Annotated in this window: 21 protein-coding genes; 12 read left to right on the forward strand and 9 right to left on the reverse strand. The window is 64.2% G+C overall.

Annotation, left to right across the window (positions count from 1 at the left end):
* On the reverse strand, positions 1–245 hold a 245-nt coding region (locus tag F6S12_RS00945; protein WP_315868663.1), incomplete at its 3' end, for a hypothetical protein.
* A 452-nt stretch (positions 246–697) separates the two neighbouring features.
* Between F6S12_RS00945 and F6S12_RS00950 the strand changes: the two genes are divergently transcribed.
* Both F6S12_RS00950 and F6S12_RS00955 read left to right on the forward strand, forming a co-directional pair.
* The gene (locus F6S12_RS00950) at positions 698–988 is read left to right on the forward strand and encodes a type II toxin-antitoxin system RelB/DinJ family antitoxin (protein WP_077934894.1); all 291 of its coding nucleotides are present in this window, start codon (positions 698–700) and stop codon (positions 986–988) included.
* Positions 954–1,268, forward strand: a complete 315-nt coding sequence (locus F6S12_RS00955) for a type II toxin-antitoxin system YafQ family toxin (RefSeq protein ID WP_015637293.1) — start codon at positions 954–956, stop codon at positions 1,266–1,268. The genes F6S12_RS00950 and F6S12_RS00955 overlap by 35 nt, the downstream gene beginning before the upstream one ends.
* A 63-nt stretch (positions 1,269–1,331) precedes the next feature.
* On the opposite strand, the gene F6S12_RS00960 is transcribed toward F6S12_RS00955, so the two are convergent.
* The 3 genes from F6S12_RS00960 to F6S12_RS00970 form a co-directional block, all read right to left on the reverse strand.
* Positions 1,332–1,895, reverse strand: coding sequence for a hypothetical protein (locus F6S12_RS00960; RefSeq protein WP_174395243.1), 564 nt, complete (start codon positions 1,893–1,895; stop codon positions 1,332–1,334).
* A gap of 151 nt (positions 1,896–2,046) precedes the next feature.
* Positions 2,047–2,721 (reverse strand): anti-sigma factor domain-containing protein, encoded by a 675-nt coding sequence (locus tag F6S12_RS00965; RefSeq protein WP_174395244.1) that lies wholly within the window; start codon positions 2,719–2,721, stop codon positions 2,047–2,049.
* A complete protein-coding gene (locus F6S12_RS00970) occupies positions 2,718–3,362 on the reverse strand; it encodes a sigma-70 family RNA polymerase sigma factor (protein WP_077934891.1) in 645 nt (214 codons plus the stop codon). The genes F6S12_RS00965 and F6S12_RS00970 overlap by 4 nt, the downstream gene beginning before the upstream one ends.
* A 186-nt stretch (positions 3,363–3,548) precedes the next feature.
* On the opposite strand from F6S12_RS00970, the gene F6S12_RS00975 reads away from it, so the two are divergent.
* The 4 genes from F6S12_RS00975 (at position 3,549) to F6S12_RS00990 (ending at position 6,548) form a co-directional block, all read left to right on the forward strand.
* A complete protein-coding gene (locus tag F6S12_RS00975; protein ID WP_152686497.1) occupies positions 3,549–4,112 on the forward strand; it encodes a DUF2780 domain-containing protein in 564 nt (187 codons plus the stop codon).
* A gap of 138 nt (positions 4,113–4,250) precedes the next feature.
* Entirely contained in the window at positions 4,251–4,679 is a 429-nt protein-coding gene (locus F6S12_RS00980) for a DUF350 domain-containing protein (RefSeq protein ID WP_123431061.1), read from the forward strand.
* Between the two features lie 10 nt (positions 4,680–4,689).
* A complete protein-coding gene (locus F6S12_RS00985) occupies positions 4,690–5,394 on the forward strand; it encodes a DUF1190 domain-containing protein (protein WP_315868664.1) in 705 nt (234 codons plus the stop codon).
* Entirely contained in the window at positions 5,391–6,548 is a 1,158-nt protein-coding gene (locus tag F6S12_RS00990; RefSeq protein WP_015637287.1) for a glutathionylspermidine synthase family protein, read from the forward strand. Before F6S12_RS00985 ends, F6S12_RS00990 begins: the two co-directional genes overlap by 4 nt.
* Here F6S12_RS00990 and F6S12_RS00995 read toward each other — a convergent pair whose 3' ends face one another.
* Positions 6,549–7,436, reverse strand: coding sequence for an acyltransferase (locus F6S12_RS00995; protein WP_011063890.1), 888 nt, complete (start codon positions 7,434–7,436; stop codon positions 6,549–6,551).
* A gap of 237 nt (positions 7,437–7,673) precedes the next feature.
* On the opposite strand from F6S12_RS00995, the gene F6S12_RS01000 reads away from it, so the two are divergent.
* The 5 genes from F6S12_RS01000 to F6S12_RS01020 all read left to right on the forward strand — a co-directional run bounded on the left by F6S12_RS01000 (position 7,674) and on the right by F6S12_RS01020 (position 11,963).
* Positions 7,674–8,174, forward strand: coding sequence for an ATP-dependent zinc protease (locus F6S12_RS01000; protein WP_011063889.1), 501 nt, complete (start codon positions 7,674–7,676; stop codon positions 8,172–8,174).
* 59 nt (positions 8,175–8,233) lie between these two features.
* On the forward strand, positions 8,234–8,914 hold the full coding sequence (gene creB / locus F6S12_RS01005; RefSeq protein WP_011063888.1) for a two-component system response regulator CreB: 681 nt from the start codon (positions 8,234–8,236) through the stop codon (positions 8,912–8,914).
* Positions 8,914–10,332: a two-component system sensor histidine kinase CreC gene (gene creC, locus F6S12_RS01010; RefSeq protein WP_258718048.1), complete on the forward strand. Its 1,419-nt coding sequence runs from the start codon at positions 8,914–8,916 to the stop codon at positions 10,330–10,332. Before creB ends, creC begins: the two co-directional genes overlap by 1 nt.
* A 91-nt stretch (positions 10,333–10,423) precedes the next feature.
* Positions 10,424–11,800: a cell envelope integrity protein CreD gene (gene creD, locus F6S12_RS01015; protein WP_011063886.1), complete on the forward strand. Its 1,377-nt coding sequence runs from the start codon at positions 10,424–10,426 to the stop codon at positions 11,798–11,800.
* Entirely contained in the window at positions 11,793–11,963 is a 171-nt protein-coding gene (locus F6S12_RS01020) for a hypothetical protein (protein ID WP_155246651.1), read from the forward strand. The genes creD and F6S12_RS01020 overlap by 8 nt, the downstream gene beginning before the upstream one ends.
* On the opposite strand, the gene F6S12_RS01025 is transcribed toward F6S12_RS01020, so the two are convergent.
* Positions 11,960–12,589 (reverse strand): glutathione S-transferase, encoded by a 630-nt coding sequence (locus F6S12_RS01025; RefSeq protein WP_011063885.1) that lies wholly within the window; start codon positions 12,587–12,589, stop codon positions 11,960–11,962. The genes F6S12_RS01020 and F6S12_RS01025 overlap by 4 nt on opposite strands.
* A gap of 100 nt (positions 12,590–12,689) precedes the next feature.
* On the opposite strand from F6S12_RS01025, the gene F6S12_RS01030 reads away from it, so the two are divergent.
* Positions 12,690–13,142, forward strand: coding sequence for a hypothetical protein (locus F6S12_RS01030; RefSeq protein ID WP_011063884.1), 453 nt, complete (start codon positions 12,690–12,692; stop codon positions 13,140–13,142).
* Here the strand turns inward: F6S12_RS01030 and F6S12_RS01035 are convergent.
* The 3 genes from F6S12_RS01035 to F6S12_RS01045 form a co-directional block, all read right to left on the reverse strand.
* Complete coding sequence (locus F6S12_RS01035; protein ID WP_011063883.1) at positions 13,089–13,277, reverse strand: hypothetical protein; 189 nt, start codon at positions 13,275–13,277, stop codon at positions 13,089–13,091. The two genes, F6S12_RS01030 and F6S12_RS01035, sit on opposite strands and share 54 nt — an antisense overlap.
* The gene (locus F6S12_RS01040; protein ID WP_053154262.1) at positions 13,274–14,395 is read right to left on the reverse strand and encodes a PepSY-associated TM helix domain-containing protein; all 1,122 of its coding nucleotides are present in this window, start codon (positions 14,393–14,395) and stop codon (positions 13,274–13,276) included. The genes F6S12_RS01035 and F6S12_RS01040 overlap by 4 nt, the downstream gene beginning before the upstream one ends.
* A 61-nt stretch (positions 14,396–14,456) precedes the next feature.
* Positions 14,457–16,916, reverse strand: coding sequence for a TonB-dependent siderophore receptor (locus tag F6S12_RS01045; RefSeq protein WP_194237771.1), 2,460 nt, complete (start codon positions 16,914–16,916; stop codon positions 14,457–14,459).
* Positions 16,917–16,936 lie beyond the last annotated feature (20 nt).

The following is a 16,936-nucleotide window of genomic DNA, read 5'->3' on the forward strand; positions in this document are numbered from 1 at the left end:
CGTCCCAGCACATCCATCAGGTCGCAGCCATCGCGCAGGGGAATGGCGCAGAGCTGGGCCAGCTCCTGGGCCAGTACCGGGTCCTTGCCCAGGGCATCGCTCAAGGCCAGTTGCTCCAGCACCTGGGTCACGGCGCGGATACGGAAGGCGGCGGCTTCATGGAGCACATCCAGCGGCGCCTGAGTGTCGATCAGTAGGGAGGGGATATTGCAGTCGTGGCCGGTGATCGGCATGTAACGGTTCATTCGATAACACTCCTGTGTCGTCTTCCTGAATGCCGCCACTCATCTGTCGCCAAGCATTGGGTGGCAGCTGTACGCAGGTTGGCGAACCGGAGACACAAGAACCCGGCAGACCCGAAGGTCTCCCGCGCACAGCTGCCATAAAGCAACGGATGCGCTTGCGCTCACGTTTTCCACTGAGCGCGGAAACCGTGTACGCCTTGTATCTGACGGGTCGCCAAACCCGGTCGCCATCTCGGCGACCGGCGGACTATAAGCCGCTGGCGCAGGAGCGGCAAGGCGTCGGGTGGTGGATGTCTTGCAGAAGGTTTCGTCCGCTGTGGCGTCGCTGAACGTGCACGAGGCGCTGTCCACGAGGCCGGTCCACTGAAATCGGTTGACCGCAAAGAGTCGACCTCGCAGAATGGAAAAACGTAGCGACAATGTAGCTACAAATAACCAATAGAGGTGATACCTTGGCTGCATTACTGAAAACCACTGATGTGCGTTGCCGCATAGACGAGGACTTGAAGGTGAGTGCTACTGCTGTGCTGGAAGCCTGCGGGCTGAGCCTCAGTGAGGCCATGCGCCTGTTCCTGCGTCAGGTTGTGGCCGTGCAGGGACTGCCTTTCGAAGTGCGTGTCCCATCAGAGAAAACCGCTCGTGCCATGGCGCAGGCGCGTGAGATTCGTCGTCAGTACGACTCGATTGACGACATGTTGAGGGATGCTGATGGCGAAGCCGGAGAGGAACCCCAAGCGCGCTGACCTGCCCAGGCAATGCGCACAAACGCCGGAGTTTAAAAAGTCCTGGGAGCGCTATCGGCGTGCAGGGCGTCGTGATATGCACGAAGTGCGCAAGGTCATGGTGCTGCTGTTCCTGGGGGAGCCACTACCGGCCCAGTACCTCGATCATGCGTTGAAAGGGGAGTGGGACGGTTTCAGAGAGTGTCATATCGGTGGCGATTTTCTGCTGATTTATGACGTGGCCCGAGCCGGTCTTGTGACCTTTGTCGATCTGGGCAGCCATGCCGAATTGTTCAGATAACCTCATGCAGATTGCACAAACCCGCCTATTGGCGGGTTTGTGTTGCCCGCCAATCAAGCCTGATCAATAGCCTCTACCCGGGTAGTCGAACCAGTGTTCGCCACTCAGGATTTCCTTTATGTCGGTCTCGGCCAGGATGCCTGGCGCATCCCGCTGGAAGCGCGAGCGCCACTGGGGCAGCCACCAGTAGTTCAGCGCCGTGCCTCTTGGTATCAGCACCAGGGTCAGGACGGGGCGGTCCATGGCCCCGCGCTGGTACAGCTGGTGGCTGCGGTCCATGAGGTCCAGGTAGTAGTCGAGGGGCAGGGACAGCATCAGGGCCGTGGTATGCACCTTTTCGGTCTGGGTTCGCTGTGGGTCCTGCAGCAGGTTCAGGGCTTCGCAGTAGTAACGCTCGGGTTGGCGGGCGAACGCCTGGGCCTCGGCAACGCCAAGAATGCCCAAGGCACTGCCGTCGTCGCGCCAGTCGGCTCCCTGGCGATCGCTGAAGTGCTGGCGGATGAAGCCGGTCAGGGGGCCCGGGGGCGTGTCGGCGCATTGGCTGCTATCGACCGGGGTGCCGATTCGCCAGAGGAACAGGGCCGTTGCCAGGGCCAGCAGGATGCAGCTGTATAGCGCAGCTCTCATAAGAGTCCGTTCGGTTGATGGCGCCAGGTGGCGCGGGGTCTTCCATGGCAGGCAGGGGGGCTGTCTGCAAAGGCGTGGGTGGGGGCCTGGGCGCGGAGTTTACCTTGAGGGCGTTCGCGGGCAAGCCCGCTCCTACGCCAGCGGGTGCCGGTTACAGCACTGTAAGTTGTCCCTGGTACAGCACCGGCCCGGTGGGTTGGCCGGTGGGTGAGCCGCCGTGGGGTTCCAGGCTCACGGCCAGGGCTATCGGGGTGCCCAGCAGTTCGCGTTGGGCCGGGCTCAGGTTGATCTTGCCTTGGCCGCCCACCGGCACCACGCCGAGGGAAATCGGTTTGCCGTCGGCAGGGATCGCCCAGAGTTCCAGGCTGCGGTCCAGGCCGACGGTGGCCAGGGTCAAGGGTTCGACTTGCAGGTACTGGGCGTGGGCCTTGATCCGCAGCGCCGGTTGCTGGTCGGCGCTGAGCAGGGTGGCGCTGTAGCGCACCTGATCGCTTTGCTGGATAAAGCCGATGTACAGAGTCGCCACGACCGCGCAGGCGGCAATCGCCAAGCGCAGGCGCATCCACAGTGGATTCTTTTTCGGTACATGCAGGACCTGAGGCTCGATGCGCGCCTGGATACCCTCCCAGACTCGTTCGGGCACCACCTCTTCCGGCAAGGCGTCGGTCAGGGGGGCGAGGCTTTCCTGCCACTGCGCCAGTTCTTCGCGCAGGGCCGCGTCGTCCAGCAGGAGCATTTCGAAGCGGCGGCGCGCGGCGCCCTGCATCAGGCCGATGGCGTAGTCGGCGGCCAAGGCGCGGCGGCGTTCAGGGGTTTGATAGTTCATGATTCAAGGCACCGGCGCAGGCGTTCCATGCCCCGGCGAATCCAGGATTTCACCGAGCCCAGGGGCGCCGCCAGGTGTTCGGCCAGCTCCGAGCAGGACAGGCCTTGGAAGTAGGCCACGGTGATGGATTGGCGTTGCATGCCGTCAAGGCTTTCCAGGCAGCGGTTCAGGGCCACGGCGGAGCGGGCGCTGTCCAGTTGTTCGTGGGCCGAAGGGCTTTGATCCTCCAGCTGTTGCTCTTCGAGTTCGCCCAGGGGCCGTTCGCGGTGTTTGCGCAACTGGTCGATGGCCTGGTTGCGGGTGATGTTGATCATCCAGGTCAGGGGGGCGGACAGGTGCGGCTGGTAGCGTACGGCGTTGTTCCAGATGCGCACGAAGCTTTCCTGCAGCACTTCCTCGGCCAGATCGCGGCGGCCCATGAAGCGCAGGGCAACGCCGTGCAGGCGGGGCGCAACACTGCGATAGAGGGTTTCGAAGGCCCGGCGATCTCCCAGTGAACACTGGGCCAGCAGGTGTCGCAGCTGATCGGTGTCGAGGCTCGAGATGGCGGTTCTCCTGGCAGGAACTGGGGCAAGGGGCAACGACAGGCGCTGATTGACGCAGCCAAAGATTAGTCCAGGAGGGTCGGTTGTTCCATTCACGTCTTGCTGCCTCGCGCCGGGGGGCTGGGGTTGGCACTTATGGACGATATACGCAGCAGCAACGGGCCTGGATGCAGCCGCCGGACGGCAGGGCGGGTGTCGGAACATTCGCCGTTGGCCTCAGTCAAAACACTGTTTTCCCGCCGCCCGAATCCGGGTGGTTTCTCGCCCCATGAGGTTGTTTCGATGAATATTCCACGCGGTTTCGCCCTGGCTACCCTGATGACCCTGGCAGCCGGTTCGGCTTTGGCCGGCGGTTTCAGCCTGAACGATGCGGCCAATGCCATTGCCGGCATGCAGGGCGGCGACAAGGCCACATCCGCCGCACCGACCTCCCAGACCGCCGGTCTGCTGGGCACCCTGTCGCAACTCAATGTCACCCCCGAGCAAGCCGTCGGCGGCACCGGCGCCATGCTCGGCCTGGCGAAGAATCAACTGAGCAGTTCGGACTATTCGCAACTGAGCAAAAGCGTACCGGGCCTGGACCAGCTCTCGGGCAGCAACGCCCTGGGCAGTCTGGGCGCCTTGGGCGGGCTGCTCGGTCAGTCTTCCGGTAAAACCGCCGGCCTGGACAGCGCCCTGGGCAACGTCAAGGACACCAATGACCTGAACAACGCCTTTGGCGCCCTGGGCATGGACAGCGGCATGATCGGCCAGTTTGCCCCGCTGATCCTGCAGTACCTGGGCCAGCAGGGCGTCGGCGGTTCTCTGCTGCAAAGCCTGAGCGGCATCTGGGGCGTGGCCAAGTAATGCCCTGCAGCCCCGACGCCGGGCGCGTCGGGGCTTTTCCTGAATGTTGAAACACTCATCTTGACCTCTCCTGGAGTTTTCGTCGAATCGGGCCTGTGCTATATCTCGCGCCCCGTTTTCCAAGGAAGTTCGAACGCGATGTTCATGGATGCACTGAAGATGTCTCTGCCCGCCGATGCGGTGCTCGGTTTCATGCTCTACATGCTGGGCGCGGCCCTGGTCTTTGCCCTCTATGCGTTCATCTATACGCGCCTGACCCCCTATAACGAATTCGCCCTGATCCGCGAGGGCAACAGCGCGGCCTCCATCGCCCTGTCCGGTGCCTTGCTGGGTTTTGCCATTCCGGTGGCCAGCGCTATTTCCCATTCAATCTCGATCATCGACTTCCTGCTCTGGGCCGGCATCGCCGCGGTGGTGCAGCTGCTGGCGTTCTTTGTGGTCAGCCTGACCCTCAAGGGCCTGTCCCAGCGCATTGCCAGCCAGGAGTACGCGGCGGCCATCCTGGTGGCATCGGTTTCTGTCGGTGTCGGCCTGCTGAACGCGGCCTGCATGACCCCTTCGGTCTGAGGGCGCGGCCATGAAACGCAGCAAGAGCGTGCGCCTGGTGTTGCTGGGCAGCGTGCCGTTTGCCCTGGCCGCCTGTGACGGCCAGCCCCAGGCGACCCGGGAAGTGCGCCAGACCCAGAATTTCAGCAGCGTCAGCGAATGCGAACGGGCACAGATTCCGTCCGCCATTTGCCAGGCCGCCCGCGATGACGCCCGCGAGCGTGGGGAGCGTGTGGCCCCGCGTTACCTGGACCTGCAACGTTGCGAGGAGGATTTCGTCACCGCCAACTGCATGGTCTCGCGCGATAACCGAGCCTATGTACCGATTTCCAGCGGTTTTGCCCTGACCTCCCAGCGCACGGTGCCGGACAAGCCCGAAGAAGAACAACAGACCAGCTCCAGTGGTGGTGGTGGTGGTGGTGGTGGTGGTGGTGGTGGCTCCAGCTCGGGCTCGCGCTTCTGGCGCTGGATCGGCCTGGATTCGACCCCTGAACCGCGCTATTTCAGCGAGGCCCTGTACAAGCAGCGCGATGGTCGTGGCGGTACCCAGCTGAGCACCCTCAGCCAGCAGGTGGAGGCCGGCAAGACCTTCTCCGGCGCCAGTGGCGGGCGCTTCGGGATATCCAGCCCGGAACACTTCACCAGCGCCGGCAACCCGCTGGCCGGCGCCCATGAAGTGGTCAGCCGCAGCGGCTTCGGTTCCTCCAGCCGCAGCAGTTGGAGCTTCGGTTCTTGAAGCGCATCCCCAGCACCCCGCGTGCGGACTGGCAAGCCACGGCGGAGCAACTGGGTTTTGCCTTCCACACCTTCGACGGTGAGCCTTACTGGGACGAGTCGGCCTACTACCGCTTCAGCCTGCGGCAGATCGAGGACGACCTGGAAGACCCGACCCAGGAACTGCACGAGCTGTGCATGGCCCTGGTGGCCGAGGTGGTGGACAGCGAGGAACTGCTGGAGCGCCTGGCTATCCCTGCGGCCTTTCATGAGTTGATCCGCCAGTCATGGAAGCAGGGCGACCCCCACCTCTATGGGCGCATGGACCTGTGCTACGACGGCACCGGCCCGGCCAAGCTCCTGGAAACCAACTACGACACGCCGACCTCGCTGTACGAGGCGAGCTTCTTCCAGTACGTCTGGCTCGAACAGCAGATGCAGCGCGGGCAATTGCCGGCCGGCTGCGACCAGTTCAACAGCATCGAGGACAAGCTGCTCCAGGCCTTCGTCCAGGGCGGCTTCAAGTCGCCGATGCACTTTGCCTCGGTCAGGGATTCGCTCGAAGACCGCGGCACGGTCGAATACCTGCGCGACATTGCCCGTCAGGCTGGCCTGGGGACGCGGTTGCTCGACATCGAGGACATCGGTCTGAATGCCGGCGGGCGTTTCGTCGACCTGCTGGGCACCCCCATCGACAGCCTGTTCAAGCTCTACCCCTGGGAGCACCTGTTCAACGAAGCCTTTGGCCCGGCCATTGCCGGCAGCCGCACGCAGTTTGTCGAGCCGCCGTGGAAAGCCATTCTCTCCAACAAGGGCGCGCTGGCCCTGCTCTGGGAACGGCATGCGGGGCACCCGAACCTGCTGCCGGCGTTTATCGACGACGACCCCGCCGCCAGCCTGGGCCCGGGGTGGGTGCGCAAGCCGTTCTTTTCCCGAGAGGGCGCCAATGTGGAAATCTGCACCGAAGGCGGCGAGCATTTGATCGAGGCCGGGCCCTACGGCGGCGGGCCCTGCATCCGCCAGCAGTTCCACCCCTTGCCGGTGTTTGCTGGCAACCACACGGTGATCGGCAGTTGGGTGATCGGGGACCAGCCGGCGGGTATCGGCATTCGTGAGGACAACTCGCCGATCACCAAGGACAGCAGCCGCTTCCTGCCCCACGTGATCAGCGATTGATCAGCGGCTTTCGCCCAGCAACTCGCTGATGCGCTGGTCCTTGTCGGTCCACAGCCGGTTGACCCAGTCCTGCACCTGCTGGCGGAACGCCGGGTCGTTTTCGTAATCGCCCTGCCACAGCGCGGGGTCCAGTTCGCGGGTGCGGATGTCGATGATCACCTTGGGCACGCTGCCGCAGATCAGGTCCCAGAAACCGGGAATGCGTTCCTGGGGATAGACCACGGTGACATCCAGCATGGCGTCCAGCTGTTCGCCCATGGCCGCGAGGACAAAGGCCACGCCGCCAGCCTTGGGCTTGAGCAGGTGCTGGAAGGGCGAGCCCTGCTGCTGGCGCTTGGCCGGGGTGAAGCGGGTGCCCTCCAGGTAGTTGACCACGGTCACCGGCTGGCGCTTGAACAGCTCGCAGGCAGCCTTGGTGATTTCCAGGTCCTTGCCTTGCAGTTCCGGGTGCTTGGCCAGGAAGGCCTTGCTGTAGCGCTTCATGAAGGGGTAGTCCAGGGCCCACCAGGCCAGCCCCAGGAACGGCACCCAGATCAGTTCCTTCTTGAGGAAGAACTTGAAGAACGGCGTGCGCCGGTTGAGGGTCTGGATCAGGGCCGGGATGTCGACCCAGGATTGGTGGTTGCTCACCACCAGGTAGGAGGTGTCGACCCGCAGGCCCTCGCCGCCGCGTATGTCCCAGCGGGTGGGGATGCACAGGGCGAAGATCAGCTTGTCGATCTCGGCCCAGGTCTCGGCGATCCACATCACCGCGGCCGAGGCGTAGTCACGCAGGCGCCCGGGCAGGACCAGCTTGAGCAGGGCGAACACCATCAACGGGCCGAACAGCACCAGGGTGTTGAGCAGCAGGAGCAGGGTGACGAAACAGCCGGTGAGCAGGCGGCGCATAAGGCACTCTTTGCAATCTTTTGGGCGCGCCATGATAAGCAGCTTCGGCGGGCAGGCCAAATTCTAGTGTGCTGACGAATGTTTCACCTGGGGGCGGGTAGGGTGGGTGGCAATTGGCTGGGGTGTCTATCGGGGCCCTTTCGCCGGCAAGCCGACTCCTACGGGGCTCGGGTAGAACCAATTCGTTGGCAGCGGTCTAAAATCCCGCTGCCCACTTTCTTCAAGGAATCCACCGTCGTGAAATCTGTCCTTGCTCTTGTGTCTCTGTTGGCGCTGCCGGTGATGGCTGCCGAGCCGACCCTGTATGGCCGTTACGAATACATCCGCCTGCCGGAAATCGGCGAAACCCTGCAAGCCAAGATGGACACCGGGGCCCTGACCGCTTCGCTGTCGGCCAAGGATATCCAGACCTTCACCCGCGATGGCGAGGACTGGGTGCGCTTCCGCCTGGCCACCAAGGACGCTGGCAGCAAGGTCTACGAACACAAGGTGGCGCGCATCAGCAAGATCAAGAGCCGTTCCGACGAGGACGATGACCGGGAAGAGCCGCAGGCGGCCAAGCGCCCGGTGGTGGAACTGGAAATGTGCCTGGGCAACGTCAAGCGCACGGTGGAGGTCAACCTCACCGACCGCAGCAGCTTCAACTACCCGCTGCTGATTGGCGCCAAGGCCCTGCGCGAATTCGGTGCGGCGGTAAACCCGGCGCGGCGTTATACCGCCGATAAACCCGACTGCTGATTGACGACTTACCAGGCATCCGGCACCGTTCGCCCACTGAATTTGCGTGCTTGGATGCCATGCCCCATATCCTGATTGTCGAAGACGAAGCGGCGATTGCCGACACCCTGATCTTTGCCCTGCAAGGCGAAGGCTTCACTACCACCTGGCTGAGCCTGGGCCGTGCGGCCCTGGAGCATCAACAGGCGAGCCCGGCGGACCTGATCATCCTCGACATCGGCCTGCCGGATATCAGCGGCTTCGAAACCTGCAAGCAACTGCGGCGCTTCAGCGAGGTGCCGGTGATGTTCCTCAGTGCCCGGGACGGCGAGATCGACCGGGTGGTGGGCCTGGAAATCGGTGCCGACGATTATGTGGTCAAGCCCTTCAGCCCGCGGGAAGTGGCGGCGCGGGTCAAGGCGATCCTCAAGCGCATGGTCCCGCGGGTGGCTCCCGAGGCGGTCGCGGCGTTGTTCGTGATTGACCCTGAGCGGGTGCAGATCAGTTACCGTGGCCAGCCCCTGAGCCTGACCCGGCATGAGTTCCGCCTGCTGCAATGCCTGCTGGAACAGCCCGAGCGGGTGTTCAGCCGCGAGCAGTTGCTGGACGCCCTGGGGGTAATGGCGGATGTGGGCTATGAGCGCAACATCGACAGCCATATCAAAAGCCTGCGGGCCAAGCTGCGCCTGGTGGCGGCCCAGGCCGAACCGATCCAGACCCATCGCGGCCTGGGCTACAGCTACAGCCCGAGCCACGCCTGATGACCTTGGGGCTGCGGATCTTCCTGGTCTATTTGCTGTTCATCAGCCTGACCGGCTATTTCGTGCTGAGCACGGTGATGAAGGAGATCCGCCCCGGGGTCCGCCAGTCCACCGAGGAAACCCTGGTGGACACCGCCAACCTGCTGGCGGAGATCCTGCGGGATGACTTCAAGGCCGGCACCCTCAGCGAGAACCGCTGGCCGCAGCTGTTGCGTGCCTATGGCGAGCGGCAACCGGCGGCGACCATCTGGGGCCTGCCGAAGAATCAGGTCAACCACCGCATCTACGTGACCGACGCCAAGGGCATCGTGGTCCTGGATTCCAGCGGCCTGGCGGTGGGCCAGGACTATTCGCGCTGGAACGACGTGTACCTGACCCTGCGCGGCCAGTACGGCGCGCGCTCGTCGCGCTCGCTGGCCGACGATCCCAATTCCTCGGTGATGCACGTGGGTGCGCCGATCCGCGACAACGGCCAGATCATCGGCGTGGTCACTGTGGCCAAGCCCAACAGTTCCCTGCAGCCCTATGTCGACCGCACCGAGCGGCGCCTGCTGTGGTACGGCGCCGGGCTGATCGCCATGGGCCTGCTGTTCGGTGCCTTGCTGTCCTGGTGGCTGAGCGCCGCGCTGCGGCGCATGACCGCCTATGCCCTGGCGGTCAGCGAAGGGCGCCGGGCCGAGTTGCCGCACTATCGCGGCGGTGAAATGGAGCAGTTGGCCACGGCGGTGGAACACATGCGCACCCAGCTCGAAGGCAAGGCCTACGTCGAGCGCTACGTGCATACCCTGACCCACGAACTGAAAAGCCCCCTGGCGGCGATTCGCGGGGCGGCGGAGCTGCTGCAGGGCGAAATGCCCCTGGAACAGCGCCAGCGTTTCGTCGGCAATATCGACAGCGAAAGCGCGCGCATGCAGCAGTTGATCGAGCGCCTGCTGAACCTGGCGCAGGTGGAGCAGCGCCAGGGCCTGGAAGAGCAGGTGAATGTGCCCCTGGCGCCGTTGTGCAAGGAGCTGCTGAACAGCCAGCACGGGCGTATCGAAGGCAAGCAACTGCAGGTGGAACTTCAGGTGCCAGCGGACCTGGCCTGGTCCGGCGAGCCGTTCCTGCTGCGCCAGGCCCTGGGCAACCTGCTGACCAATGCCCTGGACTTCAGCCCCGTGGGCGGCCTGTTGCGTTGCAGCGCGCAACCTGTGGAGGAGGGCGTGGAGCTGGTGCTGTTCAACCAGGGCGAGCCGATTCCGGACTATGCCCTGCCGCGCCTGTGCGAGCGGTTCTATTCCCTGCCGCGCCCGGACAGCGGACGCAAGAGCACCGGCCTGGGGCTGAACTTCGTCGAGGAAGTGGTGCAGTTGCATGGCGGCCAGATGCGTATCGACAACGTTCCGGGCGGGGTGCAGGTGACCTTGCGCCTACCCTGAGCGGGGATTCTCCACAGACTCTCCACATTGCTTCCATAAAACCCCCATAGCCGCGTTCCAGACTCTCCTCCATTCGAACCGGGAGAGCCTCATGAACCGCAACCTGACCTTCAAACTCGGGGCCATTGGCCTGTTGATCCTGCTGTTGCTGATACCGCTGCTGATGATCAGCGGCCTGATCAGCGAGCGCCAGAGCCTGCGCGACGGCGTGCTCGACGATATTGCCCGCAGCTCCAGCACCCAGCAGCAGATCCGCGGCCCGGTGATGGTGGTGGATTACCGCAAGACCGTGCGCACCTGGAAGACCGACGAAAAGACCAAGAAGCGCTATCAGGACATCGGCGAGGAGCAAGGGCGCATGTTCTTCCTGCCGGAACACTTCGAGCTGGACGGCAAGGCCCAGACCGAGCTGCGTGCCCGGGGCATCTACGAGGCTCGGCTGTTCCACGCCGACAATCACATCAGCGGCCATTTCGCCGTTCCCGAGCAATACGGGATCAAGGAAGATTTTGCCGACTACCAGTTCGACCAGCCCTTCCTGGCGGTGGGCATCAGCGATATCCGCGGCATCGAGAACGCCCTGCAATTGCAACTCAACGGCCAGACCCTGGACTTCGCCCCGGGCACCTTTGTCAGTTGGCTGGATGAAGGCGTGCATGTGCTGCTGCCGCCCCTGGACCTGAAAAAGAACACCCGCCTGGATTTCGCCTTCGACCTGCGCCTGCAGGGCACCGGCCAGTTGCAGGTGCTGCCGGTGGGCAAGACCAGCAAAGTCCTGCTGACGGCCAACTGGCCGCACCCGAGCTTTATCGGCAACTACCTGCCGGTGCAGCGTGAAGTGACCGAGCAGGGCTTTTCAGCCATCTGGCAGACCTCGTTCTTCTCCACCAACCTGGAACAGGCCATGGAGCGTTGCGCATTCGGCACGCAATGCCAGGACTTCAACGGCCGCAGCTTCGGCGTGAGTTTCATCGACCCGGTGGACCAGTACCTGAAGAGCGACCGGGCCATCAAGTACGCCTTGCTGTTCATCGGCCTGACCTTCGCCGGCTTCTTTCTCTTCGAGGTGCTCAAGAGCCTGTCGGTGCACCCGATCCAGTACGGGTTGGTGGGCGTGGCCCTGGCGTTCTTCTACCTGTTGCTGCTGTCGCTATCGGAGCACCTGGGCTTTGCGCTGGCCTATGGCGTGTCGGCGGCAGCCTGTGTGGGGCTGATCGGCTTCTATGTCAGCCATGTGCTGCACAGCTGGCGTAACGGCGCGCTGTTCGCGATCGCGCTGGCGGCCTTGTACGGCCTGCTCTATGGCCTGCTCAGCGCCGAGGATTACGCGCTGCTGATGGGCTCGCTGCTGCTGTTCGGGCTGTTGGGCGTGTTCATGGTGCTGACCCGCAAGCTGGACTGGTATGGCATTGGCCAGCGCAAGGCAGCGCAGCCTTTGCAATTCGATCTGGAGGCCGTCCATGAGTAGGTCATTGGGTTTGCGTGAGGATCAGCGCCAGCGGGAGCATCTGGCGCAGCGCATCGGCCAGTTGTTTCCGCTCGATGCCTGGTGGCTGGTACGCCAGCAAGCCATGCCCCGTGCTGCAGGAGCCGGCTTGCCGACGAAGAGGCCCGATCGCCTGACCGATTAGACCGGCGGCCGGGTCGCCAGCATCGACGGGCGCTGGCTGATCTCGAAGTACCAGGCGGCCAGCTGGGGATGGTCCTGGCGCCATTCCAGGTCGGGGTGGCGGAAATCCAGGTAGCCCAGGGCGCAGGCAACGCTGATGGCGGCAATATCGAAGTGGCTGGCCAGTTCGGCAATCGCTTCGGCTTCGAGAACCGCCAGGGCTCGGCGGATCTTGTCGCGCTGGCCGTCGAGCCACTGTTCCCAGTGTTTTTCCGGGGCACGCAGGGCCAGCTCGTAGCGCACCAGTACCGAGGCGTCCATGATCCCGTCGGCCAGGGCCGCGAGCGTCAGGCGCCGCCAGCGGGCCGAGCCGTCCCGGGGGATCAGCGGGTTGCCGACGTGCTGCTGGTCCAGGTAGTCGAGGATTACCCGGCTGTCGTACAGCACCTGGCCGTTGTCCAGGCGCAGGGCGGGGATCTTGCCCAGGGGGTTGTCCTGGTTCAGCGCGGCGTCCGGAGCTACCGGGCTCAACTGGCTGGCTTGCAGGGCGACCCGGTTCAACTGCCCGGTTTCATGCAGCAGCACCATGACTTTGCGTACGTAAGGTGATGCCGGGTTGTGGAACAGCGTCATGCTTGGGGTGGACATGAATATTCCTCGCGGGTGGAAGTCTCGCAGCCCGGGGATCTTAGCGCAGCCTGTGGCATTGGCCACAGGGGCGATTGGCGATACAGACGAGGAGTGATGAGTGCGCAGGTCCTATCTTCTACACGGGTTGTACAGCCTGGCCCTGACTCTGTTGGGCGCGCTGGCGGTGTATCTGGCCTTGCAATACGAGTTCCGCCGCAAGGGTGAAGGGGAGCCGGAGCTGGTCATGGCGTTCGCCTACATGGCCTGGTACTGGGCCCTGCCGGCACTGGCCCTGCCGGGCCTGGGCTGCGCACTGCTGGCCTGGCGCGGGCCCGACCCGGTGACCCAGCCCTGGCGCTGGAGCCTGGCGGCCAGCTATGTGCCGCTGCTGGGGCTGGCGTTGTTCAGCGTGCTGGTGGCCATCGAGGCGCTGCTGGAAAATCGCCTGTTCATCCCGGTGATGCTGATCGGCCTCGGGCTCTCGATGTACCTGTGGCGTGGTTTCCCGGCGCCAGGTTCAGGCCGCCGGCTTGCGCCGCAACAGGCCGCGCAGGGCGATCAGCGTCGGTAGGCCCAGGCCCAGCCAGCTCAGGCTGTCCCAGGCCCCGTCTCCCAGTAGCGCCGCGAACAACCCGGCGGCGCAGAGCAGGCCAATGCCCAGGGGCGCGGCGAAGACCTTCCAGAAGTTCGATTGCCGGGGTTTCATGGGCGCACCTGCGGCATCGACTTGCCGGCTCGCCGGCGGGCTAGCCACAGGTACAGGCCGCTGCCCAGGACAATGATGGTCAGCACGTCCATCGCCGCCCACAGCACCTTCATCGGCATGCCGCCGTAGTCGCCGAAATGCAGCGGCTGGGACATGCCCATGGCGTCCATGTACCAGGGCCGCCCGGCCACGGCGGTGACCTGCAGGCTACTGGCGTCGATCAGCACCGGGGTCAGCAGGTGCGAAGTCAGGTGGCTGCTGCCCTTGAGGAACACCGCGTAGTGATGCTCGCTGGAAAAGCGTGTGCCGGGGAAGGCGATGAAGTCCGGCTGCATGCCCGGGGCGGCTTCCCTGGCGATATCCAGCAGGCGGCTGGCCGGCGCCAGTGAGGTCAGTGGCGGCGCGTCGCGGTAGGGCGCGACCATGGCGCTGAGGCTGTCGTTGCGCCAGGCGGCGATGATCAGGTCGGCACAAGCGCTGATCACGCCGGTAACGCCCACCACCAGGGCCCAGGTCAGGGTTACCACGCCGATCAGGTTGTGCAGGTCGAGCCAGCGCAGGCGGCTGGACTTGTCCTGGCGCACCGTGGCGAACTTCAGGCGGCGCATGAACGGCAGGTAGAGCACCGTGCCGGAGATGATCGCCAGCACGAAGAGGATGCCCATGAAGGCCAGCAGCAGCTTGCCCGGCAGCCCGGCGAACATGTCCACATGCAGGCGCAGCATGACCATCATCAACCCGCCATTGGCCGAGGGCATGGCCACGGCCTCGCCGGTGCGGGCGTCGAGCATGAAGGTGTGGGAGGCGTTGGGCTCGGTGCCGGCGGTCCTGGCCATGATGGTCATCACGCCATTGGGTTCGTCCTCGTCCCAGCCGAAGTACTGCATGACCTCACCCGGGCGATGAGCCTCGGCGGCCTTGACCAGCTGTTGCAGGTCCAGGTGCGGGGTGTCGGCAGGCATCTCCCGCAGTTCGGGGGAATCGCCCAGCAGGTGGTCGATCTCGTGGTGGAAGATCAGCGGCAGGCCAGTGAGCGCCAGCATCAGCAGGAACACCGTGCAGATCAGGCTGGTCCAGGTGTGGATAAAGGACCAGCGGCGGATTGTCTTGCTTTTCATCGAGGCTCCAATGGCAAAAGGGCCGCGGTTCAGGCGGCCCTTCGGCGAGGGTTTTCCCTTCTTAGAATTTGTAATTCACGCTGGCCATGACGTTGCGGCGGTCGCCGTAGTAGCAGTAGGTGCCGTCGCAGGTCGACATGTATTCCTTGTCGAACACGTTGTTGGCGTTGAGGGCCACGCTGGCGCCCTTGAGCGAGCTGTCCAGGCGGCCGAGATCGTAGTGCACCGCGGCGTCATACACGGTGTAGGACGCGGTATCGCCGTCGGATTTGCGCGCGACATAGGCCAGGTTGCCTGCCGGCACGTTGTTGGTCTCGCCGATATAGCGGGCGCCGAAGCCTACGCCGAAGCCGTCCAGCAAGCCGTTGTGCCAGGTGTAGTCGGCCCAGATCGAGGCCTGGTTTTCCGGGGTCAATGGCAATGGGCGGTTCTTGTCCTGAGGGTCGCCGACCTTGGTCATCTTGCTGTTGGCATAGGTATAGGCCGCCGTCAGCTTGAGGTTCTCATTGACGTTGCCCACCGCTTCCAGCTCGAAACCACGGACCTTGGCTTCCCCCAGGGGCCGGCTGACACCCAGGCTGTCGGTAAGGACGATGTTCTGCCGGGTCAGGTCGTACACCGCGGCAGTGAACAGCATGTCGCTGCCAGGAGGCTGGTACTTGAGGCCCAGTTCGTATTGCTTGCCGGTGCTGGGCTCGAAGGCCTGGCCCTTGGCGTTGCCGCCGGGTTCGGCCTGGAAGGATTCGGCGTAGGAGATGTAAGGGGTGAAGCCGGAATCGAAGACGTAGCTGAGGGCCGCGTTGCCGGTGAAGGCCTGGTCGTTGCGCTCATCGTGGGGCTTGTTGGCGATGTTGTAGAACCGGGATTCGGTGTGCAGCCAGTCCTGGCGCCCGCCCAGGGTCAGGCGCCAGTTGTCCAGGGCCATCTGGTCCTGGACGTAGAGGCCGGTGCCCTGGCGCTTCTGGTTGTAGTCGTTGTAGGCAAAGTAGGCGACTTTGCTGAAATCCTGACCGTAGACCGGGTTGATGATGTTGCTGGTTGGCGCTTCACCGTACAGCCACTTGTAGTTGGTGTTGACGCGCTGGTAGTCCAGGCCCAGCAACAGGGTGTGCTTGAGCTCGCCGGTGTCGAAGTCGGCCTGGAAGTTGTTGTCCACGGCGAACTGGCTGATGTCCTCGTTGACGATGTTGGCGCCACGGCGCACGGTGCCGTCGGCACTCACCGCCTGGTCGGGCTTGTTGGGCCAGTAGCTGCCACCGGCGGTAATGCCCTGGAACGACAGATCGCTCTTGGTGTAGCGCAGGTTCTGGCGGAACTGCCAGACGTCATCCAGGCGGTGCTCGAAGGCGTAACCCAGTGCGTAGTAGGTCTTGTCGTAGTATTCCCAGCTCGGATCGCCAAGGTTCTTGTGGTACTTGATCTCGCCCGCCGGGCTCGCCAGTTTGGTGCCCTGCAACGGCAGGAACTGGCTGGTGATGCCGGTATCGTCACGATTGAACTGGCTGAGGAAGGTCAGCTTGGTGTCTTCGTCAATGTTCCAGGTCAGGCTGGGGGCCAGGTTGTAACGCTTGTCCTGGTTGTGCTCGATGGCGGTGTTGCTGTCGCGGACCACGCCGCTGACGCGATACAGGAAACGCCCTTCGTCATCGATGGGGCCGGTGCTGTCGAAGCTGATCTGCTTGCGCTGGTAACTGCCGATCTGCAGTTGCACTTCGTGGCTGCTGCTGTCTTCCGGGCGGCGGCTGACCATGTCCAGCAAGCCCCCGGGTGGTGTCTGGCCGTAGACCGAAGACGCTGGGCCGCGGAGCAGGGCTACACGCTCCAGGTCCCAGGTTTCCAGCTTGGGCATGGTGTAGGTGCCCTTTGGCAGGGGCAGGCCATCGAGGAACTGGGTGGGTTCGAAGCCCCGCACCTTCAGCCACTCGGCGCGGCTGTCGCTGCCGTAGCTGCTGGCGGTGACGCCGGGCATGTAGCGCACGGCATCGTCGAGGTTCTGTACCGCACGGTCGCTCATCTGCTCACGGGTAGCGACGGAGATGGAGCGAGGCACTTCACGCAGTTCGGTATCGGTCTTGGTGCCGACGGCAGTGCGCTTGGCCATGTAACCCTCGACTGGACCCCACGCCGTTTCATAGCTGCTCTGGCCGCTGATATTGGTTTGCGGCAAGGCCACCACGCCTTCCGGTGTCGCCACCAGGCTGTAGGTGCCGGCGCTGCTGTGCTCCAGTTGCAGGCCGGTGCCACGCAGGGCCTCACGCAGGGCGCCCGGCGCATCGAACTGGCCCTTGACCGGGGCCGAAGTCTTGCCCGCCGCCAGGGACGGATTCAGGCTCAGGGCCAGGCCGGCCTGGCTGGCGATCTGGTTCAGGGTGCTGGCCAGCGGTGCGGCCGGCAGGTTGTAGGCGCGCACGTTGGTGGACTGTTCGGCGGCCATCAGCGCCGGGCTGGCCAGGGGGACGCAGAGGGCGATGGCAACGGCCAAGAGACTGGGGCGCAACAGGGTGTCTAGCGGGCGGGACATACGGCGGCTCCTGAATGGAA

The organism is Pseudomonas sp. JV245A, from assembly GCF_032424515.1.
Taxonomy (GTDB): domain Bacteria; phylum Pseudomonadota; class Gammaproteobacteria; order Pseudomonadales; family Pseudomonadaceae; genus Aquipseudomonas; species Aquipseudomonas protegens.

Coding starts and splice junctions, on each gene's coding strand:
- creC (WP_258718048.1), top strand. CDS start 8,914: ATGACCTTGGGGCTGCGGATCTTCCTGGTCTATTTGCTGTTCATCAGC.
- creD (WP_011063886.1), top strand. CDS start 10,424: ATGAACCGCAACCTGACCTTCAAACTCGGGGCCATTGGCCTGTTGATC.
- F6S12_RS00980 (WP_123431061.1), top strand. CDS start 4,251: ATGTTCATGGATGCACTGAAGATGTCTCTGCCCGCCGATGCGGTGCTC.
- F6S12_RS00995 (WP_011063890.1), bottom strand. CDS start 7,436: ATGCGCCGCCTGCTCACCGGCTGTTTCGTCACCCTGCTCCTGCTGCTC.
- F6S12_RS00975 (WP_152686497.1), top strand. CDS start 3,549: ATGAATATTCCACGCGGTTTCGCCCTGGCTACCCTGATGACCCTGGCA.
- F6S12_RS00955 (WP_015637293.1), top strand. CDS start 954: ATGGCGAAGCCGGAGAGGAACCCCAAGCGCGCTGACCTGCCCAGGCAA.
- F6S12_RS00965 (WP_174395244.1), bottom strand. CDS start 2,721: ATGAACTATCAAACCCCTGAACGCCGCCGCGCCTTGGCCGCCGACTAC.
- F6S12_RS00960 (WP_174395243.1), bottom strand. CDS start 1,895: ATGAGAGCTGCGCTATACAGCTGCATCCTGCTGGCCCTGGCAACGGCC.
- creB (WP_011063888.1), top strand. CDS start 8,234: ATGCCCCATATCCTGATTGTCGAAGACGAAGCGGCGATTGCCGACACC.
- F6S12_RS01025 (WP_011063885.1), bottom strand. CDS start 12,589: ATGTCCACCCCAAGCATGACGCTGTTCCACAACCCGGCATCACCTTAC.
- F6S12_RS01035 (WP_011063883.1), bottom strand. CDS start 13,277: ATGAAACCCCGGCAATCGAACTTCTGGAAGGTCTTCGCCGCGCCCCTG.
- F6S12_RS01040 (WP_053154262.1), bottom strand. CDS start 14,395: ATGAAAAGCAAGACAATCCGCCGCTGGTCCTTTATCCACACCTGGACC.
- F6S12_RS01020 (WP_155246651.1), top strand. CDS start 11,793: ATGAGTAGGTCATTGGGTTTGCGTGAGGATCAGCGCCAGCGGGAGCAT.
- F6S12_RS01045 (WP_194237771.1), bottom strand. CDS start 16,916: ATGTCCCGCCCGCTAGACACCCTGTTGCGCCCCAGTCTCTTGGCCGTT.
- F6S12_RS00985 (WP_315868664.1), top strand. CDS start 4,690: ATGAAACGCAGCAAGAGCGTGCGCCTGGTGTTGCTGGGCAGCGTGCCG.